Annotated in this window: 16 protein-coding genes; 5 read left to right on the top strand and 11 right to left on the bottom strand. The window is 58.9% G+C overall.

The window, feature by feature from the left end; genetic code table 11:
• The first annotated feature begins 71 nt into the window (after positions 1-71).
• Positions 72-272, top strand: coding sequence for a hypothetical protein (locus FBY01_RS31760; protein ID WP_145305996.1), 201 nt, complete (start codon positions 72-74; stop codon positions 270-272).
• Positions 273-405: 133 nt separating this feature from the next.
• Here FBY01_RS31760 and FBY01_RS01700 read toward each other — a convergent pair whose 3' ends face one another.
• The 9 genes from FBY01_RS01700 to FBY01_RS01660 form a co-directional block, all read right to left on the bottom strand.
• Positions 406-1,197: a transporter substrate-binding domain-containing protein gene (locus FBY01_RS01700; RefSeq protein ID WP_042932713.1), complete on the bottom strand. Its 792-nt coding sequence runs from the start codon at positions 1,195-1,197 to the stop codon at positions 406-408.
• Positions 1,198-1,357: 160 nt separating this feature from the next.
• The gene (locus tag FBY01_RS01695; protein ID WP_145305998.1) at positions 1,358-1,627 is read right to left on the bottom strand and encodes a heavy-metal-associated domain-containing protein; all 270 of its coding nucleotides are present in this window, start codon (positions 1,625-1,627) and stop codon (positions 1,358-1,360) included.
• 98 nt (positions 1,628-1,725) lie between these two features.
• Complete coding sequence (locus FBY01_RS01690) at positions 1,726-2,148, bottom strand: hypothetical protein (RefSeq protein WP_077750261.1); 423 nt, start codon at positions 2,146-2,148, stop codon at positions 1,726-1,728.
• A 104-nt stretch (positions 2,149-2,252) separates the two neighbouring features.
• The gene (locus FBY01_RS01685) at positions 2,253-2,645 is read right to left on the bottom strand and encodes a hypothetical protein (RefSeq protein ID WP_102594041.1); all 393 of its coding nucleotides are present in this window, start codon (positions 2,643-2,645) and stop codon (positions 2,253-2,255) included.
• Positions 2,646-2,730: 85 nt separating this feature from the next.
• Positions 2,731-3,666, bottom strand: a complete 936-nt coding sequence (gene copD, locus FBY01_RS01680; RefSeq protein WP_145306000.1) for a copper homeostasis membrane protein CopD — start codon at positions 3,664-3,666, stop codon at positions 2,731-2,733.
• Positions 3,667-3,669: 3 nt separating this feature from the next.
• Positions 3,670-4,041 carry a copper homeostasis periplasmic binding protein CopC gene (gene copC, locus FBY01_RS01675; RefSeq protein ID WP_010456110.1) on the bottom strand — a complete coding sequence of 124 codons (372 nt, stop codon included), beginning with the start codon at positions 4,039-4,041 and terminating at the stop codon, positions 3,670-3,672.
• A 55-nt stretch (positions 4,042-4,096) separates the two neighbouring features.
• Entirely contained in the window at positions 4,097-4,984 is an 888-nt protein-coding gene (locus tag FBY01_RS01670; RefSeq protein ID WP_145306002.1) for a copper resistance protein B, read from the bottom strand.
• Between the two features lie 10 nt (positions 4,985-4,994).
• Complete coding sequence (locus FBY01_RS01665; protein WP_145306004.1) at positions 4,995-6,695, bottom strand: copper resistance system multicopper oxidase; 1,701 nt, start codon at positions 6,693-6,695, stop codon at positions 4,995-4,997.
• 159 nt (positions 6,696-6,854) lie between these two features.
• A complete protein-coding gene (locus FBY01_RS01660; RefSeq protein ID WP_010456104.1) occupies positions 6,855-7,559 on the bottom strand; it encodes a murein L,D-transpeptidase catalytic domain family protein in 705 nt (234 codons plus the stop codon).
• An 81-nt stretch (positions 7,560-7,640) separates the two neighbouring features.
• Here FBY01_RS01660 and FBY01_RS01655 point away from each other — a divergent pair, with 81 nt between their 5' ends.
• On the top strand, positions 7,641-9,392 hold the full coding sequence (locus FBY01_RS01655) for a murein L,D-transpeptidase (RefSeq protein ID WP_145306006.1): 1,752 nt from the start codon (positions 7,641-7,643) through the stop codon (positions 9,390-9,392).
• Between the two features lie 71 nt (positions 9,393-9,463).
• On the opposite strand, the gene FBY01_RS01650 is transcribed toward FBY01_RS01655, so the two are convergent.
• Together FBY01_RS01650 and FBY01_RS01645 are read right to left on the bottom strand one after the other, a co-directional pair.
• Positions 9,464-9,931, bottom strand: coding sequence for a hypothetical protein (locus FBY01_RS01650; protein ID WP_010456100.1), 468 nt, complete (start codon positions 9,929-9,931; stop codon positions 9,464-9,466).
• A gap of 110 nt (positions 9,932-10,041) precedes the next feature.
• Positions 10,042-10,890 carry a LysR substrate-binding domain-containing protein gene (locus FBY01_RS01645; protein WP_145306008.1) on the bottom strand — a complete coding sequence of 283 codons (849 nt, stop codon included), beginning with the start codon at positions 10,888-10,890 and terminating at the stop codon, positions 10,042-10,044.
• Between the two features lie 108 nt (positions 10,891-10,998).
• Between FBY01_RS01645 and FBY01_RS01640 the strand changes: the two genes are divergently transcribed.
• From FBY01_RS01640 to FBY01_RS01630, 3 genes are all read left to right on the top strand, one after another.
• On the top strand, positions 10,999-11,703 hold the full coding sequence (locus FBY01_RS01640) for a haloacid dehalogenase type II (protein WP_145306010.1): 705 nt from the start codon (positions 10,999-11,001) through the stop codon (positions 11,701-11,703).
• A 20-nt stretch (positions 11,704-11,723) separates the two neighbouring features.
• Positions 11,724-12,515 (top strand): aldolase, encoded by a 792-nt coding sequence (locus FBY01_RS01635; protein ID WP_145306012.1) that lies wholly within the window; start codon positions 11,724-11,726, stop codon positions 12,513-12,515.
• A gap of 65 nt (positions 12,516-12,580) precedes the next feature.
• Entirely contained in the window at positions 12,581-14,152 is a 1,572-nt protein-coding gene (locus tag FBY01_RS01630; protein WP_145306014.1) for a GGDEF domain-containing protein, read from the top strand.
• The last annotated feature ends 120 nt before the right edge of the window (positions 14,153-14,272 follow it).

The raw sequence follows: 14,272 nt of genomic DNA, 5'->3' as shown, positions 1-14,272 counted from the left end.
TGACGAATTGGCGTCCTAGGATGAGGCGTAGTCGAACTGCCACGCTTCCAGTCCCCCCAGGAACCTGAAAAATGATCTCAAATCTCTTCAAAGTCCTGATGATCACGAGTGCCTTGCTGTTAAGCGCCTGCTCAGGCGTCAGCACCAGCACCTGTTTTTCAGATGGCTGCCGATCGTTCGATGGCCATGGCGCCAACAAGTTGAACCTTGGCGGAAGCGCTATCGGTAGCAATTTCAGCGAGTACAGCTCAGGGTTGCTCCGCGACGACTAAGGCGTAATGCCCCCGACGGAAGATGTTTCCGTCGGGGCGCGTTGTTACCTGATGTACCGCGAGTGCTGAATGAGGGACTGTTTCTCAGCTGGACGCGGCTTCGCCAGCGCTTGCGTGGGACGATGGGTGGCGGTTATTTGGGGGCGGGCGTTGCTATCCACTCGCTCAGGACTTTCTGATAGTTACCGGTCACCTTGGCCAGGTGCAGCCATTGGTCGACGTATAACTTCCAGGTCATGTCATCGCGGGGCAGCAAGTAAGCCTTCTCGCCGTACTGCATGAACTGGCTCGGGTTAACCGCGCACAACCCGGGTTTAAGTTTCTGCTGATACAACGCTTCCGACGCATCGGTAATCATCACGTCAGCCCTCTTATCCAGCAGCTCCTGGAAGATCGTCACGTTGTCGTGAAGGCTCAATTGCGCCTTGGGCAGAAACGCGTGGACAAACGCTTCGTTGGTGCCACCGGCCGGTTCAACCAAGCGAACCGAAGGCTGGTTGATTTGTTCGACGGTCTGGTACAGGGCCTGATCTTCGCAGCGCACTAACGGGATTTTGCCGTCGACATCCAGTGTGGTGCTGAAGAAGGCTTTTTTCTGGCGTTCCAGGGTGACCGAGATGCCACCGACGCCGATGTCGCACTTGCCGGCCAGCATGTCGGGCATCAGCGTTTTCCACGTGGTCTGCACCCACTCAACCTTGACGCCGAGGCTGTCGGCCAATGTGCGGGCCATGGCGATGTCGATCCCCGAGTACTCGCCGTTCTCGGCTTTGGAGGTATAGGGTTTGTAGTCGCCCGTCGTACACACGCGCAGTTGGTTTTGCTGGATGATGCTGTCCAGATGCGAAGGGCCGTCCTGTGCCTGAGCGCCGAAGGATAGAGCGAGCAGGCCACCGAGCATCATTGTGCATTTTATGGTTTTCATTTTTGGCGGGCTTTTATCCGGGTGGGTTAGAAAAAGTGGAGTGTAGTGAAACAGTTTCCCGTCTGCTATCCACGACGAAAAAGGGCGCTCATTGTGGGAGCGCCCATTGTTGTGTTTGCAAAATGCGGTCTGGCCTCGATGTCATCCTGGCCGTTCGGACTCAGTGACAACAGCAACTGGAGCCGCCGCACCCCGACTTTTTCTCGACGCTTTGGGGGCGTTCACCCTTCAACACGCTTGCTGGATACCCTGCCTCATTCAGTGCCGATAACAGGACATCGCTGTCGATGTCCCCGGTCACTTTGACCCGGCCAGACGCCAGGTCGACAGTCACTTCACCAACCCCGGCCAGTGGCAGCAACGCCGCGTTGACGTGTTTGATGCAACTGCCGCAGCTCATGCCTTCGACTTGCAATTCTGTACCGTTCATTGCGTAAACCTCTTTCGCCATGAGTGGCGGTGGTGTGATGACAGGGTTCGATGGTTGACCTTGCCACGATGGCAAGGTCAAGTGCTTCTTTCAGGCGGTTACTGCGCCATCGGCATCTTCATCATGCTCGACTGCTGTTCCATCATTTTCATCATCATGTCCATCATCTGTTCTGCGTGGTTCTTGTCGCCGGACATGCCTTTGCCCATACCCATACCCATGCCCATGCCCATGCCTTGGCAATGGTTGTGCATCATGCCCATGCTGTCCTTCATCGTGGCCATGCCTTCTTGCATGGCGGCCTGGCGTTCGGCCGGGGTTTTGGCGGCGATCATTTTTTCGTGGGCCGCCTGCATTTTTTCCATCTGTTCGCTCATGGCCTTGTTTTGCGTGGTGGTGGCGGCGGTGGCGGTGGCCGGTGTGGTTGGCGGTGTGTCGGGTTGATGCTCCTCGACGGCCATGGCAACCAGTGGGCTACTGATGAGCAGTGCGGCGACGAGTGCTTTGAAGTGCGTATGCATGGCAATCTCCAGTGAGTCAGGGACGTACAGGAACTATTGAGCCGCGCTAAAGAGGCGAAGCCAAAGGAGGGGCGGCCGGAACTCCGGACGCTCGGAGAGTGGTTTTAATCGTTGAAGCGAACGAAGCGCAGGCGCGCTGGCGGCCGGGGTGGCGCCGGTCGGTGTAAGGTGAGAAACGCGAACGGAGTCTGGGAGCGGACACTCAGAATCAGCGCAGGCAGCAGAAACAGGACGGCCCAAAGGGCGTGTTCGAAGGTGGGCAAGGTCTGTGCGGGGGGCAGTGCTGTGGCGCTGTGTTCGCAGTATTGCAGGCAGCCGCTGGCATGCTGCTCATGACTATTGTCATGGCCAGCGCTGCTGGTGATTTCATGGGCGGCGTTCAGATCATGGGGGGGCAGGCTAAGACAACCCTGGCTCGCCGCTACCGCAAAGGCTAACAGCCACAGTGCGAGCACTTGGCGGATCAGCAGCGGTAGATGGGTGCGGAGCCCGTGCATGTCTGGTATCCGATCTGAGGGTTATTTTGAGCGTAGCCCTGTGTAGGGGGCTGTCGTTGATCTATATCAAGTGGCGCCCTTTACGTTACTCCGCGGCCATTTCCATCTCTGGACTCAACGTCCCCAGCCAGGCCACCAGCCCAACAATCAGAACGGCCGCAGCCAACTCCATCACCACACTGCGCCGCAGTGCATTCGCCGCTACCCAATACTGCCCGTTGCGCAACGACCTCTGCAAAAACGGTCCAAGGTGAAACCGGTTCAACGCGGCGAGCACCAGCATCCCTGCAAACAAGGTGACTTTGATAAACAGCAAAATCCCGTAGGTGCTTAGAAATAAGTCATCAAGCTCCAGCCCAACGATGAAGAGGTAGTTCACAACACCCGTGACGGTGATGACGACCACAATCAACGCGCCCACCAGTTCAAACCTTGTCACTGCGCGGGCCAGCAGCCGGATGCGCTCTTCGGTTTGCAGAACATTGGCTTTCGCAATCAACGCAAGCGCCACTAGCGCTCCCAGCCACACTCCTGCGGCCAGCAAGTGCAGGATGTCGGTGGTGAAATGCCAGACACGGCGGATGCCTTCATCCATCGCGCCATGTCCGTTCCAGGCGAGAGAGGCGAGGGCGATACCGCCAGCAATCGTCGCAACCAGCAAGCCAACGCCAGGGGCACGATGATTGAGCATCACCGCCAATCCACCAACAACCAGTGCGACGATACGCACGACCCAGGCCAGGCCCATGTCCGTTTCCAACACCATCATCTCGACGTGTGGACGTAACTCGGCAAAGGCCGTTTCACCGCTCATGGCGCTCGCCATCACTACCATGCTCGCGATAGACAACAGCAACCCAAGCGCCGCCGTCCCCGCCAGCATCAACCGAAACGGTAACACCGCGCCTGACACGCGTTCCCGCCCTTTAAGGCTGTACAACCCAAACAGCGGCAAGCCCGACAGCAGCATCAAATCCACATACAAGCCAAATCGCAGGGCAATGCCGATCGAGTCGCTCATTCATCACTTCACTTTGAACGTAACATTGCCGGTAATCGGGTGAGTGTCCGAAGACACCGCGCGCCATTCGACTTTGTAGGTGCCGATGGGCAGTGGCGAAAGCGGGGTGATGACCATGGTTTTCGGGTCGCCGCCGCCGGAGACTTTGGCTTTCATCGGCATGGGGGCGTGGGCCATGCCGGGCATTTCGGTCATGACCAGTTTCGCGCCGGAAAACTGGGTCATGAGATTTTCGGAAAAGTGCAGTTCGATTTTGGCGGGTGCTGCGCCTACTGCACCTTCAGCGGGGGTGGAGGACAGTAATTTCGGATGGGCTTGAGCGAATGTGCTCAGCAGCAGTCCCAAGGCAACAACGGTGGTTTTGATCATGCGCATGCGAGGCCTCTTACCGTTTTCAACGGTTGGTTTTTGGTTTTTTGAGTTGAAGCGTTTAAAACCACAGCCGAACGCCGAGGACCAGGCGCGCTTCGCTGCGATCCTCACCTTCATCGTTGGCGTAATCGGCGGTTTTGCCGTAAGTGCGGTTCCAGGTCACGCCAATATAGGGCGCGAACTCCCGGCGGATTTCGTAGCGCAGCCGCAGGCCGGCCTCGGTGTTGGATAAACCGGAGCCGATACCCCGTTGTGGATCGTTTTTGCCGTAGAAGTTGAGTTCGGCGGTCGGCTGCAGAATCAGCCGATTGGTCAACAGGATGTCGTAGTCGCCTTCCAGTCGTGCAGCGGTTTGGCCGCCCTCACCGATGAAGGCCGTGGCTTCGGTTTCAAAGTTGTAAAGCGCCATGCCTTGCACACCGAAGGCGGCCCAGGTTTGTGGGGCACCGGGTTTGAAATCCTGGCGCACGCCACTCACCACGTCCCACCATGGGGAGATCGCATGGCCCCACAGGGCCTGGATTTCGGCGTCTTCGGTCTTGCCGTTGGTGCGTTCGCCTTCGGAGCGCAGCCACAGACGGTCGATGTCGCCGCCGATCCAGCCTGACAGATCCCAGGCCAGGACGCTGCCGTTGTCCGCGTCCTGCCATTCGAGTTTGTCGGCAAGGAAATAATAGTTGAGTGCGGTGTCATGCACGCCGTGGCCGGTCGGGCTGGCATACACGGCGGCGCGGTCGGCGTCGGTCAGCGTCGGGATCGGCGTGCGGCTTTCAGTCGGCGCGGCGGGCTGCATCTGGCCGTCATCCATGCTTTGCATCTGGCTGTGGTCCATGCCGGTCATCTGGCTATGGTCCATGCCCTGCATGTCGTCAGTGGCGGCCATTGCCGAAGAGAGCGTCAGGCCCGCGGTCACGAGTACTAAAGATATTGGAGTCAATCGGGTCATGGGATGCGCCTCATTCTTCCACGCGAACTTCACGGAACATGCCCATTTCCATGTGGTACAGGAGATGGCAGTGATAGGCCCACCGGCCGAGCGCATCGGCGGTGACCCGATAGCTGCGCCGGGAGCCGGGCGGCATGTCGATGGTGTGTTTGCGCACCATGAACTCGCCATTCTCGTCTTCGAGGTCGCTCCACATGCCGTGCAGGTGAATGGGGTGGGTCATCATCGTGTCGTTGACCAGTACAATCCGGACGCGCTCGCCGTACTTGAGGCGCAGCGGCTCGGCGTCCGCGAATTTCACGCCGTTGAACGACCAGGCGAATTTCTCCATGTGGCCGGTGAGGTGCAGCTCAATGGTGCGGCCGGGTTCGCGGCCGTCCGGGTCTTCGAAGGTGCTGCGCAGGTCGGAATAGGTCAGGACTCGGCGTCCGTTGTTGCGCAGGCCCAGTCCGGGATCGTCGAGCTTGGGCGAGGTGGACATGGCTTGCATGTCCACCAGCGGGTTGTCCTTTTCCGTCTCTGGATGAGACTGCATGCCGGCCATGCTGCTGTGATCCATGCCTGCCATATCGCCCATGCTGCTGTGGTCCATGCCGCCCATGCCCATGTCATCCATGGTCACTAACGGTCGAGGGTCCAGGGCCGGGATCGGCGCCAACAAACCTGGCTTCGTTGCCAGCGTACCCCGTGCAAAACCCGTGCGATCCATCGATTGCGCGAACAGCGTGTAAGCCGCTTCGGTCGGCTCGACAATCACGTCAAACGTCTCTGCCACTGCGATGCGAAACTCGTCGACGCTCACCGGTTTGATGTGCAAACCGTCGGCTGCGACTACCGTCATTTTCAACCCGGGGATGCGCACGTCGAAGTAGCTCATGGCGGAGCCATTGATAAACCGCAGCCGCAGCTTTTCGCCGGTGCGGAATACACCGGTCCAGTTCATGTCCGGCGCCTGGCCGTTCATCAGGTAGGTGTAAGTGGCGCCGCTGACGTCGGCGATGTCCGTGGGGTTCATCTTCATCTCGGCCCACATCGTTCGATCCGCGACGGTGGCTCCCCAACCTTTTTCGCTGACGTCATGGATGAAATCACCCACGGTGCGCTTGTTGTAGTTGTAGTAATCCGACTGCTTTTTCAGCGTCTTCATCAGGCTGACGGCGGTTTCGTCGGTCCAGTCGGTCAGCATCACCACGTAATCGCGGTCGTACTGGAATGGCTCTGGCTCCTTGGCATCGATGACCAGCGGGCCGTAAACGCCGGACTGTTCCTGAAAGCCCGAATGGCTGTGATACCAGTAGGTGCCGTTCTGCCGGACTGTGAATTGGTAGACGTACAGGCCGCCCGGTTCGATGCCGTGAAAACTCAGGCCCGGTACGCCGTCCATGTTGGCCGGCAGCAGGATGCCGTGCCAGTGAATGGACGTGTCAACTTTGAGCTTGTTCCTCACCCGCAACGTCACCGTGTCGCCTTCGCGCCAGCGCAGCAGCGGGCCGGGAATGCCGCCGTTGATGGCCATGGCGGTGCGCGGGTTGCCGGTGATGTTGACCGGGGTTTCGCCGATCGACAGATCGAAGTCGGTGCCCGTCAACACCTGAGGTTCGCCAGGGCTGGTGATTGCCCAGACCGGCGTGCGCCATAAGCCGAGGCCGCCCAGCAGTCCGCCTGCGGCCAGCCCTTTCACGAAGGTGCGTCTTGTAGTGTTGGAATGCATGCCGTTGTGTTCCCTGTCCGTCAGCTTGGAGCTAGCTTGACGATGAGGCTAACGAGCGGTGCCTTTCAGAAGGCTGAGGCTGAGATTACAGTTTTGACAGTTTCACCGATGTAGGCGCGGTGAAGCAGGAGGGAGGCGCCACTGGACGGGCGCCTATTCTTAAAGGTGTTTTTTTGGCGCGGATGTATCAGCCACCGTGCCGCTGCCACAATTGATATACGAAGAAGACTTCAACCAACGCTGATCCGGATAGTAGGAAAACAACAGTTGGCCTCCCTTCATCGAATCAATCAGCCGACGAGCAACCGCGGGTCTGACCGCCGGGCAGCCGAGGCTTCTGCCAATACGTCCATTCGCACGGGCCAGGACCGGACTCACATAAGGCGCGCCATGAATCACGATGGCCCGGTCAAACGCGTTGTCGTTGAAACCCGGCTCCAGGCCTTCCATGCGTAGCGAGTAACCGTTCTGTCCGACATAGCTCTGCTGGGTGCGATACAACCCGAGGCTGGTGGCGAAGCTTTCATTCTGGTTGGAGAAGTTGACGGCCATGTTTTCGCCGCTATTGCGTCCATGGGCGACCAGTTCATGAAACAGCAACTTGCGCTTCTTTAAATCGAACACCCATAGACGTTGCTCGGTCGAAGGCAGCGAATAATCAATAACCGCAAGTCTTTGGACAGGCGCTTTGCCTTGAGCGATGCTGCATTGCGAGGCGCGAACGGCGAGGTTGATGACGTTGGCGTTAGCTTTCGGGGCCGCTTTGATGAGGGCGGCCGCGAGCGAATCGGCGTAGGCTGACGGTACGGACATTGCAGTCAGTAGCAGGGCCGAGAATAGATAGCCAAAACGTAGTGGCGCCATACAGATGTCTCATCATGTTAAGTTCGAGTCTAGCAGTGCGTTGCCAGCCGGGCGTTGAATGCGGGGGATTAAGGATTATTCATGGTGCTTTTAACAAGGTTATTCGTCATAAGCCGCGTATTTTTTATGGGCTTTCTGATAAGCGGCACAGCACTTGGGCAAACGTCGTCGATTGAGCCACTAAATGCGCCTACCTCCATTATCGAGGCTGGAGCGGATGATAACGTCGGTCAAGCGATTCAGGCCGCGCTTGAACCGCTGAAAAGCGCTTTTCCTCCGCTGCTGACCGCACCACGCAATCGTCGCGTGGATGTCAGCCGTCTGGTCATGGATTTTTATACCCATCGTGCCTATCGCGCGGCGTGGACCAATGACAGCGATGTCGCGCAATTGATCGCCAGCCTGAACGCGACTGAGTCCGACGGCTTGACCCCGGCGGACTTTCATATCGATGAATTGGTCCGGTCGCAAACCACGATGCGGACGACACCGGTGACGCCCGAGCAGCGGGCGGCTTTCGATTTGGCGACCACGCATACGTTTATCACCGCGCTGCTGCAGTTGCGGCGGGGCAAGGTCGACCCTTCGCGGCTCGACATTCACTGGAATTTTGATTCGAATGGCGTCGATCCACGTGACGACTTCAATGCTTTCTTCGCCGCACTCGACAATCACGACGTGGCCAAGGCTTTTGCCCAGGCACCGCCGCAAGAAGCGGTGTACGTCGGTTTGCGTCAGGCCCTGGCGCAATTGCGCGGCATTCGGGACCGGGGCGGCTGGCCGAAGGTGATTGTCGACCATTCGCTCAAACCCGGCATGGACGAACCGGCGGTCGCGCAATTGCGCGCGAGGATGGTCGCGGCCGGTTTTCTCGATCCGCGATTGATCCACGGCACCCAGTACGACGGCGCCGTCACCGCCGCGGTGAAAAAGTATCAGAACGAGCAATACCTGAGTGCGGACGGCATGGCAGGGGCGACAACACTGGCAGCGCTGAACGTGCCCGTTGATGCGCGCATCGACCAGGTCCGCGTGAACATGGAGCGTGCACGTTGGCTGCTCTACAAACTCCAGGGCACATTCGTCATCGTCGATATCGCCGGCTACAAGGTGGCGATGTACCGCGATGGCGTGCCGATCTGGCGATCCCGGGTGCAGGTCGGTAAAGCGGCGCGCAATACGCCAGTCTTCCAGGCGCAGATTACCTACATCACGTTTAACCCGACCTGGACAGTGCCACCGACGATCCTCAAGGAGGACGTGTTGCCGAAGATCCAGAGCAACCCCGGCTACCTCGCCGCCAATCGCATTCGAGTGCTTGATCGCGAAGGCAATGTGCTCGATCCATCGAGTGTGGACTGGACCAATCCACGCGGCCTCACGTTGCGCCAGGACGCCGGGCCTGACAGTTCGCTGGGCCGGGTGGTGATCCGCTTTCCCAACGACTATGCGATTTACCTCCACGACACACCGCACCGCGAGTTGTTTGCCAAAACCATCCGCGCGACCAGCTCGGGCTGCATTCGGGTAGAGAATCCGCTGCAGCTTGTGGAATTGTTGTTCAACGACCCGGTCCGGTGGAACAGCGAAGGTATTCAAAAGCAGTTGGCCAGCGGCAAGACCGAGAACATTCGGCTTCCGGTGAAAGTGCCGGTGTTGCTGGCGTACTGGACCGTGGATTTGGGCAGCGACGGGCGAGTGGCGTTCAAGCCTGATGTGTATGGCTACGATGCGCCGGTGTTGCGGGCGCTGAATCGGCCGTCGCCGATGCCAGTGCTGGATTTGCATTCGGCGGTGGGATCGGTGGTGGCGGCGGGACCGGCGCGGCAGTAGGGGATTGGACTTGATAGTAAGTCCGTCCCCTTTCCGGTGTGGGTGATCTGTCTTCGTTGTTCGTCTGGGTGTTAAAGCTGCAGACCTTCCTGCACCACCGAAAGTAAATTGTTCTCCGTCAACGCAACCGCATCCAGTTGCTGTCCGGCCTGCTCAATCACCTGCAACCACCAATGTGTCTCGCCATCCGCGTCCGCTGTGCGTAACAGCGCGAGTTCTTTGCCCGTCGAGTGAATCTCGACACGCCCAGCGCCATCTTCAGTGAAGCGCGCAACAGGGTCGAAGGTGATGCCGTGCTCATTGCCTTCGATCAGAAGCTGGTCGATCGCGTAATCGAAAGTCGCACCCTCTGAATCGCACTCGAAGACATGTGTCGGATTGCGTCGCAGAATCAGGCCTACCTCAGTCAGCGGCTTCAGCCACGCCTCTATCTGCTCATACAACTCGTAGACTTGGCCGGGCCAACTGTCGATCATCTGATCTGCGCTGGTAGACCGGGTCTGTTTCAACTTCGCCGCGAGTTCGTCTGCCTTACTCATTTCGATTCCCTGTCGTGATGTAAGAGTAATCGTAGCTCCTTCACTGCTATCCGCGCTTTGCCCTGCGTCATGTCAGCGACACAAGCGTGACAAATCATTTCTATTCACACTCAATTGCCCAAGACCGCCAACTCCTCCCGCAAAAACTCCACCAAATCCCGCTGCAACCCGGTCAACGCGCCCTCGCGGCTGATCAACGCCAGCTCCGTCGGTGGCAACTCCGGCAAATCGGTGCACACGCTGTGCTCCGGCAACACCGCCGAAGCCGGCAGCACGGACACCCCCAGCCCCGAAGCGACTGCCGCCTGGATACCGGTCAAGCTATGGCTGCCAAACGCCACGCGCCAGGGGCGCTGTGCCACGTCCAGCAAGCGGATTGCCCGCTGCCGATAAATGCACCCTTGCGGAAACAACGCCAATGGCAACACGCCGTTGGCCGAGTCGACCCCCGCGCCTTTGACCCACACCAGCACTTCCGGCCACGCCGCCCAGCACGGTCCGCTGTCCGGTTCGCGTTTGACCAAGGCGATGTCGATCTCACCCGATGCGAGTTTCTGCTTCAGATCCGTGCTCATGCCGCTGACGGTTTCCAGCCGGGCGTGCGGGCGGGCGCGATTGAAACCGGCAAGGATCAGCGCCATACGCCGCGCATCAAAGTCCTCCGGTACGCCGATGCGCAGGATCTCCAGATCCAGGTCGCTGGCCAAGGCTTCAACGGCTTCAGAGGACAGGGCCAACAAGCGTCGGGCATAGTGAATCAGCAGTTCGCCATGCTCGGTGACGGTGACGTTCTGGCCAGTTCGGTCACGCAGGAGCAGGGAATGACCGACCAAAACTTCCAGCTTGCGAACCTGTTGGCTCACCGTGGATTGGGTTCGGTGCACGCGTTCGGCAGCGCGGGTGAAGCTGCCTTCATCGACCACGCAGACGAAGGTCTTGAGCAATTCAAGATCAAGCATGGCGATCTCCTTGATATTTGATTTTCTACTGACTAATCGACATTAATTTAATTTCACACTATCACTAGCGGCTCGTAATCTGAAGATCACCCTTCAGAGGATACAAACATGACACTCGAAAATACCCCGCGTCCCGAATGGCTAACCTTCGATTGTTACGGCACGTTGATCCAGTGGGATGAAGGCCTCAAGGCCGTGGTCGCCGACATCCTGCACGACAAGGGCGACCACAGCGTTGAAGCCGATCGCCTCATCGAGGTCTACGACCGGCATGAACATCGGCTGGAGCAGACTCCACCGCATCGCTCGTTTCGCCAACTGAGCACGCTCGGGTTGCAGCTCGCCCTGGAGGAGTTGGGGCTGACGAGTCGGCCCGAAGACAGTCAGCGGTTGGCCGGCGCGATTCCGCGGATGCCGCCGTTCCCTGAGGTGATCGAGACCCTCGCGAAACTCAAGGCAATGGGTTTCAAACTGTGCATCGTCTCCAACACCGACGACGACATCATCGCCGGCAACGTCGCGCAACTCGGGGGGCATATCGATAGAGTCATCACTGCGCAACAGGCCGGGGCGTACAAGCCGAATCCGCGCCTGTTTGACTACGCTCATGAGCAGCTCGGTGTCAGTCGAGCTCAAGTAGTGCACATCTGCGCCAGCCCGACACTGGATCACACCGCCGCCCGAGACATGCACTTTCGTTGTGTATGGATTGACCGTGGCACCGGTCGGCAATTGCTGCCGGATTACCGACCCGATGAGATATTGAGCACGCTGGATCAGGTCGTGCCTTTATTCACATCCCTCGGCTGGTAACAAAACACGGAGACCTCGTCATGGCACACACCCTTGCAGGCGGTTCGCGTTCCGCGCGTTATGCCGATCTCAACCTCGATTCACATGCCGTCATCACCGCCCGCACCGAGTTGGCTGCGTGTTTTCAACTGGCCGCGCTGCATGGCCTGGAGGAGGGCATCTGTAACCATTTTTCGGCGATGGTGCCGGGCCGGGATGATCTGTTTTTTGTGAATTCCTACGGGTACGCATTCGCCGAGGTGACGGCGCAGAATCTGCTGGTGTGCGACTTCCACGGCAATGTCGTGGACGGCGAAGGACAGCCCGAGGCGACCGCGTTTTACATCCATGCCCGACTGCACAAACAGCTGCCGAGGGTGAAAGTGTCGTTCCACACTCACATGCCTCACGCCACGGCGTTGTGCTTGCTGCAAGGTCCGCCGCTTTTGTGGCTGGGCCAGACGGCGCTGAAATTTTACGGCCGCACGGCGGTGGACGAAAACTACAACGGCCTGGCCCTCGATGAATCCGAAGGCGACCGGATCGCCAGTGTCATGGGCAACGCTGACATCCTGTTCCTCAAGAACCACGGGGTGATTGTCGCCGGGCCGACCATCGCCGAAGCCTGGGATGATTTGTACTACCTGGAGCGTGCCGCGCAAGTGCAACTGATAGCCATGGCGACCCAGCGCGAACTCAAACCGGTACCCCACGACATTGCCCGGCGGGCCTACGAGCAAATGCGCCTGGGCGATGCCGAAAGTGCTCGGGCGCATTTGCACAGTGCGATGCGGCGGCTGGCCAAAGGACAATTGCCCCACACTAGCGGGTAGACTAAGCTCACAAAAATTAAGGGCTTTGGGCCTTTGCCCATGCCTTGCCCTTACAGGACGAGCTTTTGCCTATCCTCACTCAAGACCCGCAGCAAACTCCTGGCGGCGCTTTGAAACGGTTATCTCTGCTCAAGGCAGCGGTGCTGTTTATCGCGACGGTGTGCCTGTGTCTCTGTGGTCTGCTTTATCTGCAACTGGAGCAATCGCGGCGCCACGCGCTGGACGTGGCGCAAGTCGCGTCTTCGAACCTGGCTCGCGCCATGGCGCAGCAGGCCGAAGACACCTTCATGAAAGCCGACCTGGTGTTGACCAGTCTGGTGGACTGGATTCAGGTCGATGGCTACGGCGCGGCACAAAAGCCACGGTTGCAGAAAACCTTTGCCCGGCGGGCGCAGGCGCTCGACCAATTGCACGGGATATTTCTGTTCGACAAGCAAGGGCAGTGGGTCGTGACGTCGTTCGATGATTTGACCCGCGGTCCGGGCGTGTCGGATCGAGAGTACTTCACGTTCCACCAGCAGAACGCATCCACCCTCGCGCACATAGGGCCGGCGGTTCGCAGTCGGGAAAATGGAGAGTGGATCATTCCGCTCTCCAAGCGGGTGAACGACAAGAACGGCAACTTCCAGGGCGTGGTGTTGGCCGGAATCAAAATGGCCTATTTCGATCAGTTCTTCAAAAGCTTCAGCATCGATGACAACGGCTCGATGTTTTTGGCGCTGACCGACGGCACGTTGCTGGCGCGAAGGCCATTTGTGGAATCACAGATCGGCACATCCCTGGCCAAGGGAGAAATCTTTCATAAACTCTTGCCCAACGCGCCCGCCGGCAACGCGATGATCAGCTCGGTGGTCGATGGCGTTGTACGTTTGTATGGCTACCGTCAACTCGACGCCTATCCGCTGGTGGTCTCGGCGGCATCGTCCAGGGATTCGATTCTCAAGGATTGGTACGACACCGCATTTCAATCCTGCGTCATCGTTGCCTTGGTGGTGCTGGGTGTCGGTCTGTTCGGTTGGGTGTTCGTTCGCCAGGTGCGCGTCGGTGTGCGGGTCGAGGCCGATTTGCGCAAGGCCAAGGAAGCACTGAAGCTGATCGCGACTCATGACAGCCTGACGGGCCTGGCCAATCGCCGACTGTTCGAGCAGGCGCTGGACATCGAGTTTGGCCGAGGCGCCCGGCAGTCGAGTTCGCTGAGCCTGATCATGCTCGATATCGATTACTTCAAACGCTACAACGATGCTTACGGCCACGTCGCAGGGGACCACTGCCTGGCGGAAGTGGCGCGTGCGGTCAAGGGTTGCTGCCACCGCAAAGCAGACCTGGCGGTGCGTTATGGCGGCGAGGAGTTTGCGGTGCTGCTGCCTGACACCGACATTCACGGTGCGTTGGTGATTGCCGAACAGATCCGCCGCAGCGTCATGGACAAGAACATCACCCACAACGGTTCACCCACGGGATATGTGACGGTCAGTCTTGGCTGTTACGCGTTCGTGCCGACCGGGCGAGACAGCATCGAACTGTTCATCGAACGAGCGGATGCTGCGCTTTATCAGGCCAAGCATTCGGGTCGAAACCGTGCATCCGTGTTGTCGCTGGAGGGCGGCGTGGAGGCGTTGATGCGCTCCGATCGTTAAGAATTGGTTGCAGTTGTTTCAGCTGTGCAACAGTCGCTCGTCCGTCGGTCTCCCTGTCAGATCCAATTGTTTTGATCGTCTAGAGTGTCCGTAGCTCTGCCGAGCCCGGCAGACCTCCCC

The organism is Pseudomonas sp. SJZ077 (genome assembly GCF_007993905.1).
Classification (GTDB): domain Bacteria; phylum Pseudomonadota; class Gammaproteobacteria; order Pseudomonadales; family Pseudomonadaceae; genus Aquipseudomonas; species Aquipseudomonas mandelii.
Note: the sequence above shows the minus strand (reverse complement) of the source record. Positions and strands in the feature narration are given on the sequence as shown.

Excerpts from the sequence above, each read along its gene's own strand:
- FBY01_RS31760 (WP_145305996.1), top strand. The coding sequence starts at position 72 with ATGATCTCAAATCTCTTCAAAGTCCTGATGATCACGAGTGCCTTGCTG.
- FBY01_RS01650 (WP_010456100.1), bottom strand. The coding sequence starts at position 9,931 with ATGAGTAAGGCAGACGAACTCGCGGCGAAGTTGAAACAGACCCGGTCT.
- FBY01_RS01645 (WP_145306008.1), bottom strand. The coding sequence starts at position 10,890 with ATGCTTGATCTTGAATTGCTCAAGACCTTCGTCTGCGTGGTCGATGAA.
- FBY01_RS01655 (WP_145306006.1), top strand. The coding sequence starts at position 7,641 with ATGGTGCTTTTAACAAGGTTATTCGTCATAAGCCGCGTATTTTTTATG.
- FBY01_RS01670 (WP_145306002.1), bottom strand. The coding sequence starts at position 4,984 with ATGACCCGATTGACTCCAATATCTTTAGTACTCGTGACCGCGGGCCTG.
- copD (WP_145306000.1), bottom strand. The coding sequence starts at position 3,666 with ATGAGCGACTCGATCGGCATTGCCCTGCGATTTGGCTTGTATGTGGAT.
- FBY01_RS01695 (WP_145305998.1), bottom strand. The coding sequence starts at position 1,627 with ATGAACGGTACAGAATTGCAAGTCGAAGGCATGAGCTGCGGCAGTTGC.
- FBY01_RS01660 (WP_010456104.1), bottom strand. The coding sequence starts at position 7,559 with ATGGCGCCACTACGTTTTGGCTATCTATTCTCGGCCCTGCTACTGACT.
- FBY01_RS01640 (WP_145306010.1), top strand. The coding sequence starts at position 10,999 with ATGACACTCGAAAATACCCCGCGTCCCGAATGGCTAACCTTCGATTGT.
- copC (WP_010456110.1), bottom strand. The coding sequence starts at position 4,041 with ATGCGCATGATCAAAACCACCGTTGTTGCCTTGGGACTGCTGCTGAGC.
- FBY01_RS01690 (WP_077750261.1), bottom strand. The coding sequence starts at position 2,148 with ATGCATACGCACTTCAAAGCACTCGTCGCCGCACTGCTCATCAGTAGC.
- FBY01_RS01685 (WP_102594041.1), bottom strand. The coding sequence starts at position 2,645 with ATGCACGGGCTCCGCACCCATCTACCGCTGCTGATCCGCCAAGTGCTC.
- FBY01_RS01700 (WP_042932713.1), bottom strand. The coding sequence starts at position 1,197 with ATGAAAACCATAAAATGCACAATGATGCTCGGTGGCCTGCTCGCTCTA.
- FBY01_RS01665 (WP_145306004.1), bottom strand. The coding sequence starts at position 6,695 with ATGCATTCCAACACTACAAGACGCACCTTCGTGAAAGGGCTGGCCGCA.
- FBY01_RS01635 (WP_145306012.1), top strand. The coding sequence starts at position 11,724 with ATGGCACACACCCTTGCAGGCGGTTCGCGTTCCGCGCGTTATGCCGAT.